The 25169-nt window shown below is 41.7% G+C and carries 15 protein-coding genes and 1 pseudogene; 3 read left to right on the top strand and 13 right to left on the bottom strand.

Annotated features, from left to right (window positions below):
- Positions 1 to 234, bottom strand: a 234-nt coding sequence (locus tag A3EO_RS0106490; RefSeq protein WP_018346485.1) for an IS3 family transposase, incomplete at its 3' end; no start/stop codon positions are given.
- A gap of 53 nt (positions 235 to 287) precedes the next feature.
- On the opposite strand from A3EO_RS0106490, the gene A3EO_RS0106485 reads away from it, so the two are divergent.
- On the top strand, positions 288 to 3599 hold the full coding sequence (locus tag A3EO_RS0106485; protein WP_115241548.1) for a YadA family autotransporter adhesin: 3312 nt from the start codon (positions 288 to 290) through the stop codon (positions 3597 to 3599).
- Positions 3600 to 4120: 521 nt separating this feature from the next.
- Here the strand turns inward: A3EO_RS0106485 and A3EO_RS0106480 are convergent.
- Complete coding sequence (locus A3EO_RS0106480; RefSeq protein WP_018346483.1) at positions 4121 to 7162, bottom strand: glycoside hydrolase family 2 TIM barrel-domain containing protein; 3042 nt, start codon at positions 7160 to 7162, stop codon at positions 4121 to 4123.
- A 326-nt stretch (positions 7163 to 7488) separates the two neighbouring features.
- On the opposite strand from A3EO_RS0106480, the gene dusB reads away from it, so the two are divergent.
- Complete coding sequence (dusB, locus tag A3EO_RS0106475) at positions 7489 to 8463, top strand: tRNA dihydrouridine synthase DusB (protein WP_013746363.1); 975 nt, start codon at positions 7489 to 7491, stop codon at positions 8461 to 8463.
- A 28-nt stretch (positions 8464 to 8491) separates the two neighbouring features.
- Positions 8492 to 8788, top strand: coding sequence for a DNA-binding transcriptional regulator Fis (gene fis / locus A3EO_RS0106470; RefSeq protein ID WP_013746362.1), 297 nt, complete (start codon positions 8492 to 8494; stop codon positions 8786 to 8788).
- A gap of 81 nt (positions 8789 to 8869) precedes the next feature.
- Here fis and A3EO_RS0106465 read toward each other — a convergent pair whose 3' ends face one another.
- From A3EO_RS0106465 to A3EO_RS12735, 11 genes and pseudogenes are all read right to left on the bottom strand, one after another.
- Positions 8870 to 9199, bottom strand: coding sequence for a ComEA family DNA-binding protein (locus A3EO_RS0106465; RefSeq protein WP_013746361.1), 330 nt, complete (start codon positions 9197 to 9199; stop codon positions 8870 to 8872).
- Between the two features lie 195 nt (positions 9200 to 9394).
- Positions 9395 to 10489 (bottom strand): glycerophosphodiester phosphodiesterase, encoded by a 1095-nt coding sequence (glpQ, locus tag A3EO_RS0106460; RefSeq protein WP_018346482.1) that lies wholly within the window; start codon positions 10487 to 10489, stop codon positions 9395 to 9397.
- Positions 10490 to 10680: 191 nt separating this feature from the next.
- Positions 10681 to 12138, bottom strand: a complete 1458-nt coding sequence (gene glpT / locus A3EO_RS0106450; protein WP_018346480.1) for a glycerol-3-phosphate transporter — start codon at positions 12136 to 12138, stop codon at positions 10681 to 10683.
- A 358-nt stretch (positions 12139 to 12496) separates the two neighbouring features.
- Positions 12497 to 13384 carry a UTP--glucose-1-phosphate uridylyltransferase GalU gene (gene galU / locus A3EO_RS0106445; RefSeq protein WP_018346479.1) on the bottom strand — a complete coding sequence of 296 codons (888 nt, stop codon included), beginning with the start codon at positions 13382 to 13384 and terminating at the stop codon, positions 12497 to 12499.
- A gap of 92 nt (positions 13385 to 13476) precedes the next feature.
- Positions 13477 to 14841, bottom strand: a complete 1365-nt coding sequence (locus A3EO_RS0106440; protein WP_018346478.1) for a phosphohexomutase domain-containing protein — start codon at positions 14839 to 14841, stop codon at positions 13477 to 13479.
- A gap of 28 nt (positions 14842 to 14869) precedes the next feature.
- Positions 14870 to 15058 carry a carbon storage regulator CsrA gene (gene csrA / locus A3EO_RS0106435; RefSeq protein ID WP_018346477.1) on the bottom strand — a complete coding sequence of 63 codons (189 nt, stop codon included), beginning with the start codon at positions 15056 to 15058 and terminating at the stop codon, positions 14870 to 14872.
- Positions 15059 to 15160: 102 nt separating this feature from the next.
- Positions 15161 to 17785 (bottom strand): alanine--tRNA ligase, encoded by a 2625-nt coding sequence (gene alaS / locus A3EO_RS0106430; RefSeq protein WP_018346476.1) that lies wholly within the window; start codon positions 17783 to 17785, stop codon positions 15161 to 15163.
- A 282-nt stretch (positions 17786 to 18067) separates the two neighbouring features.
- Entirely contained in the window at positions 18068 to 18637 is a 570-nt protein-coding gene (locus A3EO_RS0106425; protein ID WP_018346475.1) for a UbiX family flavin prenyltransferase, read from the bottom strand.
- A 153-nt stretch (positions 18638 to 18790) separates the two neighbouring features.
- A complete protein-coding gene (locus A3EO_RS0106420) occupies positions 18791 to 24364 on the bottom strand; it encodes a YadA-like family protein (protein WP_169333125.1) in 5574 nt (1857 codons plus the stop codon).
- Positions 24365 to 24790: 426 nt separating this feature from the next.
- Positions 24791 to 24850 (bottom strand): annotated as a pseudogene (locus A3EO_RS13905) (hypothetical protein); the annotation flags it as partial.
- A gap of 100 nt (positions 24851 to 24950) precedes the next feature.
- The coding region (locus A3EO_RS12735; RefSeq protein WP_211206176.1) for a transposase at positions 24951 to 25169 on the bottom strand (219 nt) is incomplete at its 5' end.

The raw sequence follows: 25169 nt of genomic DNA, 5'->3' as shown, positions 1-25169 counted from the left end.
TTCGAGAATTTTAATGCGTTGTTCAAGCTCTCGTATCCGTTGCTGTTCCGGTGATAAGGGCTTCGTTCCGGGCAATACATAGCCTTGTTTTTCTGCTTGGACTTGTTTTATCCAACGACGTAATGCCGTTTCGCCTATCCCTAATTCCGAACAGGCTTGGGCAACAGAATAACCTTGCTCGGTGACTAATTTTACCGCGGCAACTTTGTAGTCCGGGCTAAATGTTCTTCTCATCTTAATATCCTCTTTTTGTGATAGTTTACCACCTATTGAGGACTGCAAAATTAGTGTACCACTACAAAGATCTTGAAACGAGTTTAACCACAACAATGGGTGGCGGTTTGACCTTTGAGGGGAATACAGGTGAAACTTGGAAACGAAATCTAGGCGATACCGTTACGATTAAAGGTGGGTTTGAACCTCAAAATGGTGAAACCTATACCGATAAAACCACCGATCAAAATACTTATGTAGCACTAGAAACAGATGATGCAAGTAAGAAAAGTCTGGTGGTTCGTCTTGCCAAAGAACTTCGTGATTTAACCAGTGCTGAGTTTAAAAATACAGATGGCACCACAACAACGGTTAATGGAGGTGGTATAACAATTAAGCCAAGTTCTGCTGATGCTAATAAAACCGTTAGCCTCACAGACAAAGGTTTAAACAACGGTGGTAATAAAATCACAAATGTTGGTGCAGGAGATATTTCTGAAAACTCAACCGATGCCATCAACGGTGGTCAGTTGTATCAATATCAACAAGCTACCAATACCGCCGTTGCTCAAGCACGTACACAAGTGACAGGAACCGGTGCGGCAATCGTGACCAAAACCACTACAGATGGTCGTGACAGCTACAATGTCCACGTGGAAGAAACGATGGCATTTACTAATGCAGACGGCGATAAATTGATTAAAGGTGCGGATGGTAAATGGTATAAACCTACGGATATTGCCGGTAAAGTCTACGATGCGACTAGCAAAACGTGGAAGCAAGTCGGTGATGACGGTAGTTTGCAAAATTTAGCGCAACAACCGCCAGCAGAAATGATCAAAGGTGCAGACGGTAAATGGTATAAACCGGACGATATTAAAGGCTTGGTTTACAATGACGGCGCTTGGAAGAAAGTCGGTGAAGACGGCTCTATGCAAGAAGTCACACCGCCAACGGCTACTTCGCCTTCTTTACGCTTAGTGGATGCGGATGGTGGCACAAACAACACTATCAAATTGGAAAACCTTGCCAGTGCGATTGGCGGTAAAGTGGTTGATGAAGCTATGAACGGCAACAACAGCTTTATCAATAATCTTCGCACAGTGGGCGAACCAAACGGTATTACGCCAAATGCAGCCGTCACTACCCAAGATTTACGCAATCTTGCTGACACTGGTTTTAAACTTCAAACCAATAGCGGTACCGCGCAAACCGTTAAACTAGGCGATACTGTACAAGTGTTGGATGGTAAAAACACCCGAGTTTCCACTATTACCAGCAATAACGGCGTTCACAGCTATGCGATTAATGTCGAGGGTTTACCAATGTCGTTTACTGATGATCAAGGCAATGCCTTAGTCAAAGTGGGCGACAATTTCTACAAAGCGAGCGATATTGGTGCCGGCGATACCTTGGTTAAAGTGGGTGATAAACTTTATAAAGCCAGTGATTTGGATAATCAAGGTCAACCAAAATCAGGCGCGACTGAAATTACCGCAAGCACACCAGCCGGCGTTTCGCTTGTCGATAAAGAGGGTAAATCGACTTCGCAACAGTTAAGTGGAATTCAATCCTCTGTGGCGGATGTTGAGATTAAAGGTACAGATGGTCAAGTTAATCAAAACGCCAGCTTTACCGATAAACTCGCACAACCGGCAACAGATGCTAAGCGTAAAGACAATGCGGTTAATGTGTCTGATTTAAATGAAGTGGCAAAAGCCGCAAAAGATGCACAAGCGACTGCTGATAAAGGCTTTAATGTGAAAGTGAGCGCTAGTGGTACAGGCGTTGCCTCTGCCACAGATGACTTGAAAGAAAATGGTCAAAATATCAAACCGGGCGATACCTTTACCTTTGAAGCCGGCGACAATATCACGCTCACCCAAGCACAAGGCAAGTTAACGATTGCCACCAATAATCAAGGCATTGTCAATAATGCCCAATTACCGGTGGCTTATACCACCGATAAAGACGGTAAGCAACAAAAAGTCTATAAAGGCGAAGATGGTCAATTCTATACGGTTGCCGGTGTGAATAAAGACGGCAATATTGTAGGTAAAGATGGCAGTGTTACCAGTGCAAAAGATAAAGTTGTCCTAACAGGTGACATCATCACATCGGTACAAAATGCAGATGGTTCGGTCACTAATCCATCTAAATTGACCAATGTGGCGGATGGTGCTGTTGCCAAAGGTTCTAAGGATGCAATCAATGGTGGTCAGCTTTATGAATATTTAGGCATTAAAGAGGGTGATGATATTCAAATCACGCAAGTCACTGTGAATAAACCGGACGGCACGACTACTGTGATTAATGTACCGACCGATAAAGCCGGTAAGCCTTACTTAACGACATATAATGTTAAAGAGCAAGGCGAACATATTACGAATAATGTTTACACTGCAATTCGCAATATGAACGAACAAGGGATTAAATATTTCCACGTGAATGCCGGCCAAGACATACCTGAAAAACAAGCCAGCAATAGCGAAGATTCCAATGCTTCGGCTAAATATGCTGCCGCTATCGGTTATCAAGCCAATGTAGAAAGTGGTGCTGAAGGTGGTCTTGCTATCGGTAAAGGGGCAACCGTCACCAAAGATTCTGTAGGTTCGATTGCGATTGGTTCCGGTGGCAAAGTAAGTGGTAAAAACAGCATCAGTATTGGTAGTGGCAATACCGTCAAAGGTGATGGTTCAGGTGCCTTTGGTGACCCAAGTAGCGTGACCGGTAATGGTAGTTATGCTTTAGGTAACAACAACACCATCGAAGCCAATAACGCTTTTGCTGTGGGCAATGAAACCAAAGTTACTGCCGATAATGCCGTAGCCGTAGGGCATAAAACCAAGGTTACAACTAAAAACAGTGTCGCTTTAGGTGCAAATGCTCAAGCCACTCAAACCATCGAAGAGTTGCAAAGTGCTGTACCCGTAGGTGATCCAGAGCGTGTCAGAGGTTACGGTAAACAAGTCATCGGTGAAGTATCTGTGGGTGGTGTAAACGAAGCAGGCGAACAAGAAGTGCGCCGTATCACCAATGTCGCTGCAGGCTCTGCACCGACCGATGCGGTGAATGTAAGCCAGTTGGAGGCTTCAAAATACGAAACCAACAAGAAAATCAATCGTTTAGCGAGAGATATTGATAAGTTGGATAAACGTATTGACGGCGTAGCGGCAAGTGCAGCCGCAATGGCGAATTTACCGCAACCGACCGCACCGGGTAAAAGTATGGTGTCGCTCGGGGTAGGTTCTCACCGTTCACAACAGGCGATTGCGATTGGGGTTTCCCGTATTTCCGACAATGGCAAGATTGTGATTAAAGCCAGCGCCACCCAAAACACCAACGGCAACGCAACAGTCGGTGCCGGTGTCGGCTTCCAGTGGTGATGATTAGTTAAGTTGGTCAAAGGCAGGGTTTTCCTGCCTTTGTTGTTTTTGGTAAGTTTGGGTTTCGACCTAACGGTCGACTTCATTTTTTTGCTCGTGCAAAAAAACGAAGCAAAAAAAGCACGCCCCTGACAACTTGCTGTTCTTCATTTCGCGGAGTGGCAGACGGAGAATTTTTAAACTCGCCCCATTTTAACTGCCACTGCGTGGCAAAATGGGGACTCAAACAGAAAAAATTCTCCTAGCCACTTAACCGCTCATTCAGGCAAGTTGTAAAGGGGAGAATGGGGATTTTATTTAGATCTGTGCTTAGGTTCGATTTAGATAAAAATTTGCTCTCTTTCTCTTTTCAATTAATTTATTGTTATTTGGTTTCAGGGGGTGTGTTCTTTGCCTACTTTCTTACACAAGTAAGAAAGTAGGTCGCCCTTTAGGCGAAACCTAAACTTACCCAAAGAAATTAACTAGATAAGTGGCACAATGTTGAATCAACCCAACATCCAACCTACCCTAACCTAACCTTAAATCCCCCTAATCACAAAACCAAACTTAATCTCACCCTCCGCCGGTAGGCAATATTCCGGATGCACTTCCGCACCCCAGCTGTCATCGCCGCCAACGCCCATCTGTTTAGCGGCGATGGTGACCACCGTATAATGTATCGGCGGTAATTCATAATGGTGTTGTGCCTGTTCCAACTCAAAAGCGGTGTAAGGCAAGAAATTGCAGGATAACGGTTGATCTGTGGCTTCAATTTTGAAGCCGCTATTGGTTTGGCGACACTCCACCCAACGTACACCGGTGCGGTTGCCGCACTCTTGCGGAATCGTGTAAGGTGTGTCGTTATCTTGGACACGGTTTTCAAAAATTTTCAATTTTGCGCCGCTAGAACGATCTTGATAATTTTCCGCTTCGCCGAGCGCATACCAACGTAAATGTTGATAGTCGGCAGCAACGCGGAAGCTCAAAGCGAAAGTCGGTAAATCAGGTAAACCGGCTTCCCCTTTATAATGGCAATGCACTTTGATCTCGCCGTTACAGTGAATGTGATAGCTTACTTTGACTCTAAGTTGTTGATAAATCGGATAAATATAGTCAAAGCTGACACTAACGCTGCCGTCTTGGTAACGTTGCCAATCCATTTTCTGGCAGCGCCCGCATTGGCTTGCCATTAACCAGTAACCGGCTTTAAAACGTCTGTTTGTGCCACGGTCATTGTCGGTGGTTGCGCGCCAGAATAATGGCATTGGTGCCGTTTTGATTAGTTCGTTATCGCCAAATTTTAATGAAATTAAGCTGCCTTCCTGTCGTGAGAACAGTGCAGAGAAGTGATCGCCAAATACGCCGACATTAATATCGCCCACGACCATTTTTAGCGGTGGTAATGCCGTTATTTGCGGTTCTTGGGTTTTATCAGCGGTTTGCGCAACAATAAATTGCCCGAAGCCCAGTTCGCTGTCTGCCGCTGCCCACAAGGTTTTCTGTTTTAAATGCACGCTGACTGTTACGCAATATTCGCCATTCTCAAGCCAATTGTCTTCATCCCAATGCAGTGGCATTAGCCGTTCCGTTTGTGCCGGAATAAGCGCATCAAAGCGGTAACTTTGTTTAATTTCGCCTTCAAGGCGCAACGTTGCCACAAAGTAGTAATCTTGCGTATCGATAAAAAGATTTTCGTTTTTAATCAATACCTTATCTTTTTGTGGATAGAGTTTGATATTTTGGTAGAGGAATTTCACCTCCTGCATTTTCGGCGATAAGCGGCGATCGGCGAAGATCAAACCGTTACAGCAGAAATTACGATCGGTCGGGCGATCGTCAAAATCACCGCCATAAGCCAAATAATCGTTGCCGTAGCGATCTTTGTGTAATAGGGCTTGATCGATAAAATCCCAAATAAAACCGCCTTGATATTGTTCATATTTTTCCAGCTCAATATATTTGTGTAAATTGCCGTTTGAGTTGCCCATTGCGTGGCTGAATTCGCAGCTGATATAGGGCTTTTGCGGATTTTGTTGTAAATATTGCTCAATTTCGTGCGGTTTGGCATACATTCGGCTCTCCATATCGCTGATTTGATCGAATTGACGACAATGGAAAACGCCTTCGTAATGCACTAAACGTTGCGGATCTTTTTCATGAAAATAGTTGGCAACATTGCGTAAAACTTCGCCAGCATAGGACTCATTACCGCACGACCAAATTAAAATCGATGGATGATTTTTATCGCGTTCATACATTGATTTTGCTCGATCCAACACGCACGCATTCCAACGTAAATCATTACCAGGAATATTCCACGATGGTTCAACGTTACCCATTTTTTGCCACGATCCGTGCGTTTCAAGATTAGTTTCATCGATCAGATAAATACCGTATTGATCGCACAACTGATACCAACGGCTTTGATTCGGATAATGTGAGGTTCTGACCGCATTGATATTATGTTGTTTCAAAATTTGGATATCCGCCAACATATCCTGTTCGTTGATGGCACGTCCACGTTGGTGGTGAAATTCGTGGCGATTGACGCCTTTGAACATAATGCGTTTTCCATTCAAGCACATCACGCCGTTTTTCATTTCAAAATGGCGTAAACCGACCGGCTGCGGGATCACTTCAATCAATTTATGATGTCGGTCGAAAATTTGGATATAAAGCTGATAAAGATAGGGCGATTCGGCACTCCATAAATGTGGGTTGGCAACCGGCAAGGATACGCTGAAGGTTGTTGTTGTCAGCTGTTGTTCGGTGGTGGTAAGCGTGGTGCCCTCTTGATTGCACAACATTATTTGTACTGTTTTTGCGTTTTCACTGTGCGTTGAAAATTGTCCTTTGATCAGAATTTCCGCTGTTTGCAGGTTTTCAGAAATCTGTTGTTTGATCTCCAAATCATAGAGGTGGATTTTTGGAATGGTGTAAAGATAGACATCACGAAAAATACCGGAAAAACGCCAAAAGTCTTGATCTTCCAACCAACTGCCGGTGCTTCGTTGGTATACCGCCACTGCCAATTTATTTTCGCCGGTTTTTAAATAAGGGGTTAATTCAAATTCCGCCGGTGTAAAGGAATCTTCGCTATAACCGACAAAATACCCGTTGAGCCAAAGATAAAAGGCGGTTTCCACCCCTTGAAAAGAGATAAAAACCGGTTGTGATCGCCACGCGGTCGGTACGGAAAAATAGGTAACATAACTGCCGACACCGTTTTCATCTTGCGGAATTGCCGGTGAGCGAATATCCGCCTTGCCGTCCCAAGGGTACATCGTATTGACATAATGCGGTTGCGCAAATCCTTGCAACTGAATATGCCCCGGCACACGAATTGTCGACCAACTGCGATTATCCACGTCCGATTGATAAAAATCTTGTGGTTGTAACTGTGGATTTTTCGTGTAATGAAAATACCACTCACCGTTTAGCGAATGACGCATCGACATTGCGGCATTGCGTTGTGCCTGTGCCAAGCTGGTATAATAGCTGTGATCGGAATGTGCAGTTAAACGATTAACCGCAAAAACGGACGGATCGGATAACCAATCTAAACTCGGTTGCAACGACATATTTTCTCCTTTTTAATCCTTTAAAGGTGGAACGACAAAAATGGTGTTGAAAAATGCCCATCTTCCTTTTTTCCGTTGCTTTTCGCAATCAAGTTTGATCAAATTTGGTAACGAATTTGCAAAAAAATCGTTCTGTTTAAAGTTTCAGCAATTTAAGATGAAAAAAAAGACACTTTTTCTGCGATAAATACGATTTAACTCTTCACTAATTGAACAAAAGTGCGTATGATAAGCGACCGTTTCAGTCTTCAAGGCTGGCGATTTTGTCATCATTCAGATTCAGCATAATGAGAAAGTAGAAGTAGTACAGCAATAGGTAATTAAGCGTGCAGATTGGTCAATTCAGTTTGAAAAATCCGGTTATCTTAGCACCTATGGCTGGGATTACTGATCTCCCGTTTCGGCGGATTTGTTCTCAATATGGGGCGGCATTGACATTCTCGGAAATGATGTCGACCAATCCGGATGTGTGGCATACCGAAAAATCCAAATTACGTTTAGCGCATCATCCGCAAATCGGAATTAACGCCGTGCAGATTGCCGGCAGTGATCCGGATGAGATGGCTCAGGCAGCGCAAGTAAACGTTGGTTATGGTGCCGAGATTATTGATATTAATATGGGTTGCCCTGCTAAAAAAGTAAATCGAAAATTAGCCGGTTCAGCGCTGTTGCAATATCCTGATCTGGTTGCCAAGATTTTAAATGCTGTGGTGAGTGCGGTTGATGTTCCGGTCACGTTAAAAATAAGAACAGGTTGGGATCAACAACATAAAAACTGTGTTTTAATCGCTAAAATCGCACAAGATGCCGGTATTCAAGCCCTTTCGATTCACGGAAGGACAAGAGCTTGCCTGTTCAATGGCGAGGCGGAATACGACAGCATCAAAGCGGTGAAAAAAGCGGTGTCAATTCCGGTCATTGCCAATGGCGATATTGATTCTGCGGAAAAAGCGAAATATGTCTTGGATTACACCGAAGCCGATGCGATTATGCTTGGACGTGGTGCACTGGGCAATCCGTGGATTTTTCGAGAAATTACCGAATTATTAGAAACGAGTAAAGTTGTGCAACAAGTGCCGTTTTCTGAAAAGAAAACTGTTATTTTGCAACATATTGCCGCTTTGCATCAATTTTATGGTGCGGAAAAAGGTTACCGTATCGCACGTAAACACGTAGCCTGGTATTTGGATCGACTTTCTCCTGTTTCTGATTTTAAGCGATCTTTTAACGCCTTAACCAATCCGAGCGATCAATTAACGGCGTTGGAAGAATTTTTGTGTTCAATCCGACCTATGTCGTGATCATAATAAAGTAATAAAAAGGGAAAAAATGTTAGAACAACGTAGCAATGCTGATGCATTAACCGTTTCAACGTTAAATGCACAGGCACAAGTAACAAATAAACCATTACGTGACTCTGTAAAACAAGCATTAAAAAATTATTTGGCGCAATTAAATGGTCAAGACGTTAATGATCTTTATGAACTCGTATTAGCGGAAGTTGAGCATCCAATGTTGGATATGGTTATGCAATATACGCGTGGTAACCAAACTCGTGCAGCAACAATGTTAGGCATTAACCGCGGTACATTACGTAAAAAATTAAAAAAATACGGTATGGGTTGATCCTGAACTGAATTTCAGATGATGAAAAAATTGCTCCTAGCTGTAAAGTTAGGAGCAATTTTCTTTTGTTTAATGATGCAATCATTCAATCGCTAGACGATCTTTATTTTTTTCAAAAATAGCTGAACCGATTCCTTTTACTTCGGTAATCTGTTCCACAGAAACAAACGGCCCGTGCTGCTCACGATACTCGACAATCGCCTGTGCCTTTTTCGCACCAATACCGACCAATCCTTTCTGTAACTGTTCAGCAGTGGCAGTATTTAAATTCACTTTATCGCTCTGTGCCGCCTGTTGGAGTTGTGCCGTTTCAGTTGCCGGCGGCGGATTGGCGCTTTCCGCTACCGCAACCGAACCGGACAACAGTGCTAGTGAACCGAAAGTTAACGCAAATAAATGTTTTAATTTCATAAGTTACCTCATAAATTTTCAACTATAGGTGCCATTAGATCTGGCAATGCTATTTTCTATAAGGCAAATCTATTCAGCGATGTTGTTGTTAAAAAAGTGGGAAGCTGATCGCAAAAAAGAAATTGAGTAATAAAAATCCGCTCAATATTTAACCTTATTGAACGGATTTAAATTTTTATCGCAACTTATTGTCGGCTATTTCTTGCACTGATTTGCTAAGAATTTAACCGCTAAATCAGGGAAATCGGTGAATAATCCGGTCGCACCGGCTTTATTGTACAGCGCGTCATACATTTGGTTCACATCAGTCATATATTTCGGCAACGCGTCTTTACGCACGGTATAAGGGTGTAATTCCAATTTTTGGGCAGCCACCTCTTTAACCATTGGCGTATATTTAATGTTGCCTAATGTTGATTTTTCATCATCAACCAACATATACCAACCCGGACCGACACCATCGGCATATTTCGCGATTTCTGCCATTGCGCCCGGTTTGAACATCCAGTCATAGCTGTAGTTTACCCATTTGCCTTGCGCATTTTTCTCTTCGGTTTCGTGCCAATCGCTATAAGCAATTAATTGTACTAGTTTTAAATCCATTCCTAACTTCGGTTCCAATTCAGTTTTAATGCGTTTTAGCTCATTGAAATCGAAGGTTTGCAAGTAAACGTGATCGTTTTTGTCGGTATAGCCATATTTTTTCAACACTTTTAAGGTAGCCAAAGCAATATCTTTACCTTCTTGGTGATGCAACCAAGGCGCTTTAATTTCAGGATAAATACCGACTTTCTTACCGGTTGATTTTTCTAAACCTTGAATAAATTCAAGCTCTTCTTCAAAGGTGTGGATTTTGAAATTGGATTTCCACATCGGGAAGCGATCAGGATAAACTTGAACCTGTTTACCGTTTTCAGTTTTGAAATTTTCGGTCATATTAAGCGTTTTAATTTCAGCCAAAGTGAAATCCATCACATAATATTTGCCGTCCTTACGATGACGATTCGGGAATTTCTTCGCCACATCGGTCAAACCGTCCAAGAAGTGATCGTGAATCACCACCAGATGGTTATCTTTTGTCATCACTAAGTCTTGTTCCAAATAATCAACATTCTGACCGAATGCCAACGCCTTAGATTCCAAAGTGTGTTCCGGTAAATAACCGCTTGCTCCGCGGTGAGCAATCACCAGTTTTTTATCACAGGATACGCTTTGTGTGCCGGATTGCGCTGCACAACCGGCTAATAACCCAACGCCCATTAACGCCACCATAATATGTTTTAGTTTCATTATTTGCTCCTTTAATATAGTGAAAAATTGTGGTGTAAAACAGAAATTTGCAAACTCTTTTTTAGCGTTCAACATAGCGTAGCGGATAAATATGATGATTTGATAGACAATCTATCCGCACTAAACGATGAAACGCTGAATATTGGGTACCAAAAAGGCGATAAACTTGTTATCGCCTTTCAAATCAAGAATTAGTTACCGTAACGGTCTTCTTTGGCAATTTTGGCTTTATGTTTGCCTTCTTCCATCATAGTAACAAGCATTAATAAACAGGCTATAACTGAACCGCCGACCATAATATAGAAGCCGCCGTCCCAGCCGTATTTATCAGCTGCCCAACCGATAACAGCACTTGCAGCAACTGTACCACCTAGGTAACCGAATAGACCAGTGAAACCTGCAGATGTACCGGCAGCTTTTTTCGGTGCCAATTCAAGTGCGTGTAAACCGATTAGCATTACTGGGCCGTAAATCAAGAAACCGATAATAGTCATCATAATGAAGTCAGTTAATTGATATGGGTTTTTATACCAAGGTAATGTTGAGTAATGCGCTATTTGGTCTGCCGGTGTTGCCGGATTTAACCAGAAGACAATAACTGCAATAGTTACCATCACCATAAATACGAAACCAGTTAAACCACGTTTACCTTTAAACACTTTATCGGATACCCATCCACAAATTAATGTGCCAGGAATTGCCGCAAATTCATAAATAGCATAAGCAGATGCGGTTGCTTTAATATCAAAGTGTTTTACTTCTCCCAAATAAACTGGTGACCATTTCAAAACACCATAACGAATTAAGTAAACGAATACGTTAGCAATCGCGATGTACCATAACAAACGATTTTTCAACACATAGTTTAAAAGAATCTCTTTTGTGCTTAAGGTTTGTTCTGATTTTTTCGCATCGTAGTTTTCAGGATAATCATTTTTATACACTTCGATTGGCGGTAAACCACAAGATTGCGGAGTATCTTTCATTACAAAATAGATGATAACAGCTGCTACCATTGCGGCAATACCAGGATAGTAAAGCGCTTGTTGCCAAACGTGGCCGAAAGTTACCTTCGCTACTTCAGGGTGGTTTGATGCATAAATCATACTTGCCAAACCGACTAATACAGCCGGCATCATACCACCAAGGTTATGTGCGGTGTTCCAAATAGATACGATAGTTCCACGTTCTTTTTGTGACCACCAGTGCACCATTGACTTACCGCAAGGCGGCCAACCCATTCCTTGGAACCAACCATTGAGGAACAAAAGAATAAACATAATGAGGATACCTGAAGTTGCCCAAGGCACTAACCCCATTAATGTCATACACAAACCGGACAACATCAAACCGAACGGCAAGAATGCTTTCGGATTGGCACGGTCGGAAACAGTCGCCATAAAGAATTTTGATAAACCGTAAGCTAAGCCCGGCGCAATCCCGATCACACCCAATTCCGTTTTGGTGTACATACCGGCTTCGATTAACCCTTTTTGTGCTAAGTCGAAATTACTACGCACAAAATAATAAGCGGCATAACCGAAGAAAATTCCCATAAAGACTTGCCAACGTAAACGTCTGTACGTTGGATCGATTTTATCCTCTGGTAACAGAGGTTTTTCTGGTAAAGGTTTTAAAAACCCAAGCATACGTCCTCCTACTTTTATTATTAAATTTAAGTAATGCAAACAACTTTAAGGTTCGTAAGGATACCACCAAACGAAAGTGATGTTATCGGTCAAATTCATTATTTGTGAGCGTTATCACAAATTATTTGATATTTTTTCTTTCCTTTATGATTTTTTGGCTTAAAAAAGCCAAATAAATGAGCAAAAAAGAATTTTAAACAGCTATTGAAATGAAAAAGTGATATTTTTGCGATAATCTGAAAATTGACAGACTCCACCAAAAGGACAGAAATTGACGATACAGTGAGGTAAACCGCCATTTTTAGGCGGTTTGTTTAATTGAAAGGAGATTAAAAACTTTTTAATGTGAATGCTTTAATTAAATCTTAGTTGCCAGCTGTTTCAAATAAGTTTTGAATTCCGCACCTAATTTAGGATGATGCAAACTATATTCGACAAACGCTTGCATATAGCCGAGTTTATCACCGCAATCGAATGTTCTGCCTTTCATTGTAAAGGCTTCTACGGTTTCCTGTTTAATCAACATATCAATTGCATCAGTTAATTGGATTTCATCACCGACACCAATTGGCGTTCTGGCAAGTAGATCCCAAATTGCTGCGGAGAAAACATAACGTCCGACTACTGCATAATTGGAAGGGGCTTTATCCACGCTCGGTTTTTCCACAATATTCTTAATTACTGCACTTTCCTGTAGGCTAAGATCTTCATTGCCACAGTCAACAATACCATAGCTGGAAACATCTTCTTTTGCTACCGGAGCCACCATAATTTGGCTAGCGTGAGTTTGTTCAAAACGTTTAATCATTGCCGCTAAGTTTTCTGTTTTTTGATCGGCGGTGAATTCAGCCAAAATCACATCTGGCAATACAACGGCAAAAGCTTCGTTTCCTACTAATGCTTTACCGCAAAGTACTGCGTGTCCTAAGCCTTTAGCATAACCTTGGCGCACGTGCATAATGGTGACATCTTTCGGGCAAATTGAACGCACCTCTTCCAATAATTGGCGTTTTACTCGTTTTTCCAACATTGTTTCCAGCTCAAATGAGGTATCAAAGTGGTTTTCTATTGCATTTTTTGAGGAATGTGTAACTAAAATAATTTCTTTAATTCCGGCAGCAACGCATTCGCTGACGATATATTGAATTAACGGTTTATCCGCAATCGTCAACATCTCTTTTGGAATCGCTTTTGTCGCCGGTAACATTCTTGTTCCTAAACCTGCAACAGGAATTATTGCTTTCATTAAAATTTCCTTTTGTTGTTTGATATATACTGTTGTTTTATATACAAAATAACCGCACAATCGTGCGGCTATTCAATGTTATCTTTAAATGATTATTGGCGTAATAATGCCAACACTTCAGCAGTTTTTTCTTCCATTAAGGCTTTGTCACCACGTGTTTCCAAATTCAAACGCACAACCGGTTCGGTATTGGAAGAACGTAAGTTAAAACGCCAGTTAGGGTATTCGATACTGATACCGTCCAATTCACTGACATCAACCGCATTCGGTGCATAGGCCTCTTTGACACGTGCGATTGCGGCTTTCGCATCTGCCAATTTGCTGTTGATTTCACCCGGAGATGGGAACGTTTCTACGCTTTGTCCGACCAATTCACCTAAGGTTTTGCCGGTGGTGCAGAGCAATTCGGTCACCAACAACCACGGAATCATACCGCTGTCGCAATAGAAGAAATCACGGAAATAGTGGTGCGCACTCATTTCACCGCCATAAACGGCATCAACGCTACGCATTTTCTCTTTGATGAAAGAGTGTCCGGATTTAGACATAATCGCTTCACCGCCGTGTTCTTTCACGATCTTTTCAGTGTTCCAGATCAAGCGCGGATCATAGATGATTTTCGCACCCGGTGTTTTTTGTAGGAACGCTTGAGCCAATAGACCGACAATGTAATAACCTTCAATAAAATGACCGTGTTCATCAAATAAGAAGCAGCGGTCGAAGTCGCCGTCAAATGCAATGCCCATATCCGCTTTATTTTTTAACACGGCATCAATGGTATCTTGGCGGTTTTCGTGAAGTAAAGGATTAGGAATGCCATTAGGGAAAGTTCCATCTGGGTTATTGTGAACTTTCACAAACTCAACCGGCACATTTTTTTGTTTAAATACGGCTTCGATTTTATCCACAATAGGGCCAGCAGCACCATTACCGGAATTAATCACCAATTTAAGTGGTTTTAATTTGCTTAAATCAATGTAAGAAAGTAAATGGGCAACATAATCATCCACAACGGAAATTTGTTTATATTGACCTCGAGTGGTGACTTCAGGAAAATTGTTTTCTTCAGCAAGACGTTGAATATCTTTTAAGCCGGTGTCACCGCTGATTGGACGTGAACCTTCACGCACCAATTTTAAGCCGTTGTAATCCATTGGGTTATGACTTGCGGTAACCTCAATTCCACCATCTGTTTTTAAAAATGAAGTAGCAAAATAGATCTCTTCAGTTCCGGTTTGACCAAGATCGATCACATCAACACCGGAATCCAGTAACCCGTTTGTTACTGCACTTTTCAGTTCTTTACTGGTTAAACGTACATCGCCACCAACAACGATACTTTTCGGCTTTAAAAATTGCCCAAAAGCACGACCAATTCGATAAGCTATATCCGCATTAAGCTCATCTCCTAAGCGCCCACGAATATCATAAGCTTTAAAACAGGTTATTTTATCCATTTTTTACCTCATTTTTCAGTTGCCAAAATTACTCTTCTTGTTGCGCTTTATCCCGAGCTTCTTTTACCTTGTGGTAAATTTCTTCACGATAAATCGCGACATCCTTCGGTGCATCTACGCCAATTTTGACTTGGTTTCCTCGTATCTCAAGAACACTGATAGTAATATCATCACCGATTAATAATTTCTCATCCACCTTCCGGGTTAGAATTAACATAATTCACTCCTTTTCCTGTATTTTCCTATTAGAAAGTTATCAATCTTGTTACTTCAGATAGGTTCATTTCGCGAGGACATCACCTCCTTACGGAGGTGATTTTTATAGCTTATCCGCTAACAATTGTTGAGCTAAAGCTAATGCTTCGTTCAATTTTGCTGGCTCATTACCACCGGCCATCGCCATATCTGGTCTGCCACCACCCTTACCTCCGACAAGTTGGGCAAGTTGATTTACTAATTCGCCTGCTTTTACTTTACCGGTTAAGTCTTGGGTCACGCCAACAATAAGATTGACTTTTTCATCTTGTGTTGCACCAAAAACAATCACTGCTGAACCAAGTTGGTTTTTCAAATCATCGACCATTATTCTCAATGATTTAGGTTCGACACCGGTCACTGATTCTATTACTACTTTAACACCATTTATAGTTTGTGCTTTTTGTGCTAGATCAGAAACTGCTTGAACAGCTGATTTTTCTTTTAATTGTTGCAACTCTTTTTCCAGTTTTTTCGCTCTGTCTTGTAATTGTTGAATTTTTTCAACAATAGACGGCAGATCGGATTTCAACAACTCTGCACTTTGTGTCAACAACGATTGTTGCGCCAACACCACATTAAATGCTTCTTCACCGGTTACCGCTTCAATACGGCGTGTACCGGCAGAAATGGCACTTTCGGAAACAATTTTGAATAAACCGATGTCGCCGGTACGTTTAACGTGGATACCACCGCAAAGTTCGATCGAGAAATCGCCCATTGTAATCACACGGACGCGCTCACCATATTTTTCACCGAACAACGCCATTGCGCCTTTGGCTTTTGCCGCTTCAATATCCATCTCTTCCACGCTGGCAACGTGATTGGCACGGATTTGTGCATTAACAATACGCTCAATTTCAGCAATTTGTGCTTTGCTGATCGCTTCCGGTTGTGAGAAGTCAAAACGCAACAGTTTATCGGAAACCAATGAACCTTTTTGTGCTACGTGCGTTCCCAACACTTGGCGCAATGCGGCGTGTAATAAGTGAGTTGCGGAGTGGTTTAATGAAGTTGCCTGACGGCGTTCTGCGTCAACAACGGCGTGTAGCGTTTGTCCTACTTTAATTTCGCCTTTTTTCAATTCACCGATATGGCCGAATACTTGACCATATTTTTGCGTATCATTGACCGTGAAGAGCGCATCGGCACTTTCTAAAATACCGCTATCGCCGACTTGACCGCCTGATTCCGCATAGAACGGCGTATTTTCAAGAATAATGACAGCACTTTGACCGGCTTTAACCTGATCAACTTCTTTGCCGTCAATAAAGATCGCATTCACTTTCGCTAAACTTTCAACAGCGTGATAGCCTTCAAATGCAGTAGTACCGTCAACACGGATTAAGTTGTTGTAATCGATACCGAATTGGCTTGCTGCTTGTGCCCGTTCACGTTGCGCTTCCATTTCACGATTGAAACCATCTTCATCTATCGCAATATCGCGTTCACGACAAACATCGGCGGTTAAATCCAATGGGAAACCGTAAGTATCATAAAGTTTGAACGCCACTTCACCGGAAAGCACATCGCCTTTCAACGCTGCCAATTCCGAATCTAATAGTGCCAAACCACGTTCCAATGTTCTTGCAAACTGTTCTTCTTCCAAACGTAATAATTTTTCAATATGCGCTTGTTTTTCTTTGATAATTTCACCGGCTTGCGCCATAACTTCGATCAATGTCGGCACTAATTTATAGAAGAAAGTTTCCTTCGCTCCCAATAAATGACCGTGACGCACTGCGCGGCGAATAATACGGCGCAACACATAACCGCGTCCTTCATTGGAAGGGTAAACGCCGTCAGCGATCAAATAAGCGCAAGAACGAATATGGTCGGCAATCACGCGCAATGATTTATTGGCAAGATCTTTTTCGCCGGTAATTTCTGCCACCTTAGCGATTAAGGTTTTGAAAATATCAATATCATAGTTGGAGTTAACGTGTTGCAATACGGCACTGATACGTTCCAAGCCCATTCCGGTATCAACAGACGGTTTCGGCAATTTTTCCATTGTGCCGTCCGCTAAACGGTTGTACTGCATAAAGACGATATTCCAGATTTCGATATAGCGGTCGCCATCTTCTTCAGCAGAACCCGGAGGGCCACCCCAAATGTGATCACCGTGATCGTAGAAAATTTCGGTACAAGGACCGCAAGGACCGGTGTCGCCCATCTGCCAGAAGTTATCGGAAGCGTAAGGTGCGCCTTTGTTATCGCCGATTCTGACAATACGATCCGCCGGCACGCCGATTTGTTGGTGCCAAATGTTATACGCCTCTTCATCGGTTTCATACACGGTGACCCATAATTTTTCTTTCGGTAAGCCCAACCATTGCGGTGAAGTTAAAAATTCCCACGCAAAATGAATGGCGTCATTTTTGAAGTAATCGCCGAAGCTGAAGTTCCCCAACATTTCAAAGAAAGTGTGGTGGCGAGCGGTATAACCGACATTTTCCAAGTCGTTATGTTTTCCGCCGGCACGCACGCAACGTTGTGCGGTAGTGGCACGATGATAAGATCGTTTATCAATGCCCAAGAAAACATCTTTGAATTGATTCATCCCTGCATTTGTGAAAAGCAAGGTAGGATCGTTTTCTGGCACTAATGAACTGCTGGCAACAATTTGATGCCCTTTACTGTGAAAGAAATCTAAATAAGATTGTCTAATTTCTGCCGTTGTTTTCATAAAAATCCTATTCTTTTTTTCAGAAGTCTTATTCTTCTATTTTCATTATTATTCCGTACTCCGCTGAGATAAATAGCGCGAAATGAGTTCCGGAAAAATTGTCTTCCTCGCCAAAAAATATCACCGCAACGGTGTTATTTTTATTGGAAAAAGACGGATAAATAAACCTGCTTATTTTTGCACATTTTTATCGCTTGTTGAACGAGCAATAACGCTTTTCCGCTAAATTTTCTTGTTCGCTCCGCAATTTATCCATTATCGACAGATTGTTGCATTACGTTTTTAATTTCCGCTTTGCCAACGCGGTGTTAATTGATGCTCTAAACCTAATGAATCAAGAATTTTCCCTGTCTGCTGTCGAATGAGTTCATCTACTGATTGTGGTGGGTGATAAAATGCCGGAATAGGCGGAATAATATGTGCCCCCAATTTTGCTAATTTGGTCAAATTTTCTAAATGAATAACGCTTAACGGTGATTCACGTGGCACAATAATTAATTTACGTTGTTCTTTCAAAGTCACATCTGCGGCTCGACCAATCAAACTATCGTGAAAACCACAAGCGATGCTTGCAACGGTTTTCATACTTGCTGGCACAATAACCATAGCATCAATTAAATAAGAGCCAGAAGCAATAGTTGATGTCATATCTCGATTGGAATAGTGATAATCCATAAGCTGATATAGTTCCGATAATTGCATTTTGCTTTCTATACGCAAATTTTCTTTTGCCCAATGGCTCACCACGCCGTGAATCTCTATTGGTTGTTCTATTTTTCGTAAAGATTGCAGTAAATCTATGGCATAAACAACGCCCGATGCTCCAGATATTGCCACAATAATTTTTTTCATCCGTTTCTCCACTCAAACAATATAGCCATATTATTTTGCTTATTATTGATTTTATCTAATTAAAATGGTGTTTTTATCTTCACTACAATAATGAAATAACCAACTAACCGAATGATTAGTTGGTTATTCTTGACTCAAGATAACAGAATAAAACTAGAATTGATAGCCTACACCGGCTCCAACCATTGTATTTCCTGAAGTATTATGGCTAGCATTTAATTTCAAAATAATCTTACCATTATCTGAAATACGAGATGTACCTAATGCTACTGCAGACTCTCCACGGTAATGGCTTGCGCCAGCAGCAACCATACTTTTACCTGGTAAATAGGCTTGCGGTAAACTTGCCATTGCACCCGCAGAAGCAACACCACCATATGCACCTTTCGCCACATTATTAATACGGTTATGTAAAGCTGCACCAACCTGATTCAACTGACTAACATTGACAGCATCGGTTGCTTCCACACCCGGCGCAATATTGGTAATTCTGTTACCGCCATTATTCAATCCTTGAGAAGTTAATGACACGTTACTTCCATTACCGCCACTAATATGCACGCCATCGCCTGTAATATTAGTGGTATTGCCATTATTGTCTACAAACTCTGCACTTTCTAAGCCTTTCAGTTTCTTAGACAATTTCACATTTAAAGTTTTAGTGGTGCTATCTGCGATCACGCCGATATTATTATCAGTTAAATCAGCACTATTTGCGCCACCTTTAATAGCAACGGTTTCACCTAATTTGGCACTAGATGAGCCGGCATCACCATTAAATGTTAATGGTTTTCCTGTTGCATCTGTAAGCTGTTTTACATTAACAGCGTCTGTGTCTTGAACCCCTTCAGCCACATTTTGCAATGTACTTGGATTCGTAGTTTTACCATCTGCATTTACCAAACTTAAGCGGATATCTTGTGGTAAAATTTCAACCGTTTCATCATTTTTCTTAACGAATTTATTTCCTTTTCTGATAACACGGTTACCGTTTTTATCTGTATAGACAACTGGTGCATAAGCATTGAGTTCATTAATCTCATCACCAATATTTTGCTTAATTTCCTGTTTAAGCTTGTTGAGCTGACTCACATTAACTGCATCGGTATCCTCTGTTCCATCAGCAACGTTGGTAATTTTATTACCGCCGTTGTTCAAGCCTTCGGAGGTTAATGATATATCAGCGTTGCCATCACCGTTTTTATCAATATAAATACCATCACCTTTCATTTTCGTGGTATTACCTTCTTGATCTGTAAATTCAGCACTATTTAAATCGGTTAAATCTTTGGCTATTTCTACTACCATTATTTTTTCTGAACCGTTTTTACTGGTTTTCACATCAATATAGGTATTTTTATCCGTTGTAGCTTTTTCAGGCTTATTCATATCAATACCATTTTCTATCTTATTGGCTATACCGCCTTTAAGCGTAATGGTTTCGCCAAGGCTCTTACGGACTTCACCGTTATTACCAGTAAGCCCAAAGCCACCGCCTTTACCACTATCGGTTAGCCCTTGAACGACATCACGTAAATCTTTCACATTCACAGCGTTATTAAGAATATCTCCTGACGCATTTTTCAAAGTAACAGGCTTACCTTGTCGATCAAGCAATCCACTTTTTACATTGATAATTTGGTGATGACCATTATCTAAGCCCTTATTGGTTAAAGATACATTATTATTGCCATCTTTATCGGTTGTAACAATGGTAATGCCATCACTGGTGACAGTAGTAATCTTAATATTTCCCTTACCATCATCAGCCGTAGTGGCTAAGCCTTTTCCATTAATTTGCGTAGTATTTCCCTTATCGTCTGTTGTTGTAACAGAGTGTAAATCAGTTAAATCTTTCGCCAATTTAATGGTTAAAGTGTCTGTGCCGTTAGAAATAACGCCAATGTTGTGGTCTGTTAATTTCTCAGCAATCGCTTTCTTACGCTCGTCTGCTGTAGCGTTTTCCTTCAAGCCTAAATCAACGCCACCAACGATTTTCGTTTTTTGGCTTAACTTACGGGCAAATGTATTTTTATCTGAATCATTTTCATTGGCTACACCATCAGCACTGTCGCCCTCAAAGAACAGTGGGGATTGTAACGTTTTTTGTAAATCAGTAACGGTAACGGCTGAATTGAGTAAGGCTTTATCTTTTTCAGCACGTGCCTTTTCCGCTTTTACTTCATCTTCGCTTGGTTCGTGTCCTAGAGAAGTTTTTAACTGTTCCACTGTTTTTTCGGTTGCATCTAAGTCTAATACATTTTTCACAAAGGTGTTGTTACCGGATTCACTTGTCGGTTTACCATTTTTATCAATGCCGTTGATAGCACTGTTGTCCTCCGTATTTGCTCCGTTGCCCACCTCTCCGCTTAATGCAGAAGCAAGATTGCTTAAACGAGTCGGTGTATTGTCATTCGGATTAACGAGGTTATTTTGTAAGCCGACCGCTTTATTTGGTGCAGTTGTGGCTTGTACAGTCAATTCTGTTGCATTTGGTTTAGGTACGCCGTTCACAACGTCGTCTGCATTGTACCACTTGTCACCTATTTTAGTTTTATCTTCGATATCGGTATTGTTATACCACTGACCATCAATATAGGTTTTATCTTTGATGTCTGCTTCTTTGTAATAGTGGTTATCCGCAGCTTTTACGACTTTATTGCCCTCAACATCGGTTTCAGCCACCTGCATAAAGCGTTCAACGTGAACATTATAGATATTCTGACCGTTTGCACCGGTTACTTTCGTAACTTCTGCTGCCCCTGTGCCTGTTACTTCTGTAGTGGCTGCTTTACCTAATGTACGTAAATCGTCTACGTTAACAGCATTAGAGCCTACTGCTTGGTCTAAAGTTGTAGAATTGCCATTAGCATCTTTCAAACCAGAGCCTACATTTTTCAACGTAGTAGGAGCGTTGTTAGAGCCGTCCTTATTCACTAAGGAAATGCTGTCGTTAACAGTCCAGTCCTTAGCTACTTCTTCTGGTTTTACTTGTGGTTGATCCGCATTAGGATCCACTAATTGGCTAGGTTTGTAGAACTTGTCACCTACTTTCACGAGTTTTGTGCCATCTGCCAATTGGTAGGTGTCGCCTACTTTGGATACGCTAACTGGCGCATCAGTACCACCCGTTTGGGATACAGTGTACGTCATAGGCAAGCCCGTTACATCAATATGTAATTCATGTACGCCATCTTTGGATTCTACAGTAGATACTTTCGTATTCGCACCGTCTGTGAACTTAATCGTGTTATTAAGTTTCACCTTAGCAGCCGCTTTATTATCGGTTACATCCTTGGATGTAGTTAAGAACAAGCCATCATCCATCGTTGCCACTTCGTGGTTGATAACGGTCTTGTTAGAACCCGTTGTAGTGTAAGTGATACGGTCCATCGTAGCCGATTTGTTTGTTTCGCTTACTGGTTGGCTAGGATCAACGCCGATATTTACGTCGTCGTTTAAGGATTTCGTACCACGGTCGATTGTAATCGTCGCATTGCTGCCCTTCTTACCATCTAAACCGATTTTTCCATATTCCTTATCCGTACCAGAACCATCTGTACCTTTATCAATGGTTACAAACTCTTTTGCCTGATCGCCGTTTTTTCCATTGGTAACTTTAACAGTGCCATCCGTTGTTACACCTTTATTGTTCACTGTTGTCGATACCTTTTTAGTGGTTGTAGAGCCCGTTACCGTTTCCGTATATACCTGCATGCCACTACTATCCACCATCGTAACAGGCGTTTCTTGACTGCCATTAACTTCCTTCGTTTCGCCACGCAATTCTACGGACTTAAAACTTGGCGTATCAATGGTGCTAATGGTTAAAGTGTCGGGTGTTTGAACTAAGCCAATATTTTTTCCGGCTTGGAAAACGAGTTGATCAGCTGCTTCTATGGCAGAACCTTTCTTTTCTAAATCGTCTTTAGTTATTTTATCGTCTTTTCCTACTTGATAATTTACAGTTCCATTAGAGCCATCGGCTGCTTTTGCTTTAGCAATCCAACCTAATGTTCCACCAGACACTTTAATTTGTCCGTCTTCTGTAATGGTTACATTGTCGCCAAAGGTTTTCTTCAAGCTACCAACCAAATTACCTAACATTTGGTTAGTGGCAAATAATTGCGAACCATTGATGGCATCGGTTGAGTTAGAACCAATTAAACCTGGTGCCACATTTTGGATACGGCGAGTTTCAAATACGGTGTATTTGGTGTCAGCTTTCTTCCGACTTTCCTGAATGGTGTTCCATACTTTTTTCTTATCTTCATCAGATAAAGTACTATCACTATTGATCTGCTCTTGTGTTGCATCTGCTGCAAAATAGCGAGTTTGTTGTTGCTTGCCTAATGAAATACCATTTTTCGTAACTTGCACAGTTACCTCTACCGGCACTGTAATAAGGGAGCCGACCTTTTTATGATGTTCTTTAATTTTGTCTAAGTTTTCAAAAGTTTGCTCATAAGTAGAGCCTACACTCACAACGCCAACGGTAGAATCGCCACCAGCAAAATCACTACGAACGGCAATAGGCGCACCTATTTTGGTACCATCATCTTGGTTTTCTAGCATATAAATGTAGATAAAATCCTTAGTATAATCACGCAAAGCCCCTTTGGTGCTACTTAAGGATTCAGTCAATTCTTTTTTCTTGTCACTGCCAACCAATGTAACTTCGCCCAACGAACGAGCGCGTTTTGAATCTTTTACATAGCCAGCATGATCCCCTAAGAATACAGAGCCAGCCGTGTTATTTTCTTGGTCATCTGAATCTGCCGCCGCAATATTAATATTATTACCGAGTCCTACGACACGGTCATTGGCAATGCTACCGCTACTACCGATCAGGATCGAGTTATTGCCTGCGATATTGCCATAACTACCAATGAGGGTGGAATCGTGACCACTAACTGAATTATAAGTAATATTATTGGAATCTGTACTGCTTTGTGTTCCAAAACCCAAAGCTAAGGAATTAGTGCCAGTTACTTGGCTAAACGCCCCTAAGGCTACGGCATTGCCGGCTTGTACATTGGTATGAGAACCGATAGCCATACTATTATTAAACCCTGTTTCCTCAGTACCTACGTGGGCCTTACCACCCATAGCCATCGAATTGGTACCATTTGCCAAAGTTTGACCGCCATAGGCAATGGCATCACTGGAAATCGCCTTCGCATAGTCACCTACTGCCATAGAGCGATCCCCTTGTGCCAAGATTTGACGCCCTACACCTAGGGCACCATTGCCATCGACGAAGGAATACTTTTTCAAGTAAGTCTCACGAAAGTTCTTTTTAGCAGTCGCTAAGCTTTCTTCGGCGGCTTGCACGGCACTTTCCAATGCTTTCTTATCACCGTTATTGGCCTCCGCCTTTAACTTCTCTTTAGCCTCGTACAAGGTTTCTTCCATATCCATGATTTTTCTCATGTCCCTCGCATAGGCAGACTTATCTTTATCAGAAAGATCTGCCGTCATTTCCCCGGTTGCCAAACCAATGGCACTGTCCCCACGCACCTGGGTATAGGTACCAATGCCTAACGCATTCTTACCTTCTACGATAAAACCACCTGGGTCACTGCTACCAGCACCATAGTTATTATATTTAGGCTGGTCTCCATGTTCAAAATAACCGTTCTTTCTGCTACTAGTTCTAGTATCTGTTTTATCATCTGCAATATCTGTGCGCAATACCTGTTTTAATACTTTGTATTCTGGTGGCAATTCCCAATCACGACCATAATAGTCTCTATCCGTAGATTTCGCACTTCGAGATGCATCCTCAAACTCATAGCCACTACCTTTACCGATAGCAATACTGCCATCGCTTAAGGACTGTACGCCACTACCAATGGCTACGCTATTACTGCCCATAGCACGGGAATAGGTACCAATAACATTAGAACGATTACCATATGCCACATTATAAGCACCCACAATAACACTGTTCCCTCCTAGGTCATCTTCGCTATACTTAGTTTTAGATTTTGTCGTTAGGACTCCATCCTTCACCAAGTCAGGATCGGGTACCCCAATGATATTGCGACGCCCAATGGACACGCCAGAGTAACCAAATACACTCGTAGATGTACCAATACCAATGGAGTCATTCCCTTGCGCTATATTATAAGAGCCATTATTCGAGGTTGACTGATTCCCTAATGCAATACTTCTATTGCCACTAGCTACGGTTTTAGTACCAATAGCAATGTATCCATTGCTCAGACTGCTGACAAACCCATCTTTCCAAAATCATTTGATAAAAGTGGGTTTGTTTTTTTACTTTGTCGCTTTTCTCTTGCTTTTCCTTTCAGATAATGGTGCCAGCGGTCATTTTCGCTGATTGTTTTACCCATGCCTCAAACAAGTAAAATTGACGCCATAAATAAGACAAAATAGCCCATACCACCAGGGCAATTTTCTTGATATTTTGTGCCATTGCCGCAAGGAAGCATTGCATTTGCACTTTGGATAATCCTCTATAACGGGCATAGCGATGTCCGTGATGTTGTTTGGCATCCGCAAAGCT

It is taken from the genome of Gallibacterium anatis DSM 16844 = F 149 (assembly GCF_000379785.1).
In the GTDB taxonomy this organism is placed as follows: Bacteria; Pseudomonadota; Gammaproteobacteria; order Enterobacterales; family Pasteurellaceae; genus Gallibacterium; species Gallibacterium anatis.
The sequence above is the reverse complement of the archived record's forward strand: the minus strand, read 5'-3'. Positions and strand labels throughout refer to the sequence as shown.

What these genes read in the sequence shown, in the direction of transcription:
- A3EO_RS0106480 (WP_018346483.1), bottom strand. Translation starts at nt 7,162, where the DNA reads ATGTCGTTGCAACCGAGTTTAGATTGGTTATCCGATCCGTCCGTTTTT.
- fis (WP_013746362.1), top strand. Translation starts at nt 8,492, where the DNA reads ATGTTAGAACAACGTAGCAATGCTGATGCATTAACCGTTTCAACGTTA.
- A3EO_RS0106465 (WP_013746361.1), bottom strand. Translation starts at nt 9,199, where the DNA reads ATGAAATTAAAACATTTATTTGCGTTAACTTTCGGTTCACTAGCACTG.
- glpQ (WP_018346482.1), bottom strand. Translation starts at nt 10,489, where the DNA reads ATGAAACTAAAACATATTATGGTGGCGTTAATGGGCGTTGGGTTATTA.
- glpT (WP_018346480.1), bottom strand. Translation starts at nt 12,138, where the DNA reads ATGCTTGGGTTTTTAAAACCTTTACCAGAAAAACCTCTGTTACCAGAG.
- galU (WP_018346479.1), bottom strand. Translation starts at nt 13,384, where the DNA reads ATGAAAGCAATAATTCCTGTTGCAGGTTTAGGAACAAGAATGTTACCG.
- A3EO_RS0106440 (WP_018346478.1), bottom strand. Translation starts at nt 14,841, where the DNA reads ATGGATAAAATAACCTGTTTTAAAGCTTATGATATTCGTGGGCGCTTA.
- csrA (WP_018346477.1), bottom strand. Translation starts at nt 15,058, where the DNA reads ATGTTAATTCTAACCCGGAAGGTGGATGAGAAATTATTAATCGGTGAT.
- alaS (WP_018346476.1), bottom strand. Translation starts at nt 17,785, where the DNA reads ATGAAAACAACGGCAGAAATTAGACAATCTTATTTAGATTTCTTTCAC.
- A3EO_RS0106425 (WP_018346475.1), bottom strand. Translation starts at nt 18,637, where the DNA reads ATGAAAAAAATTATTGTGGCAATATCTGGAGCATCGGGCGTTGTTTAT.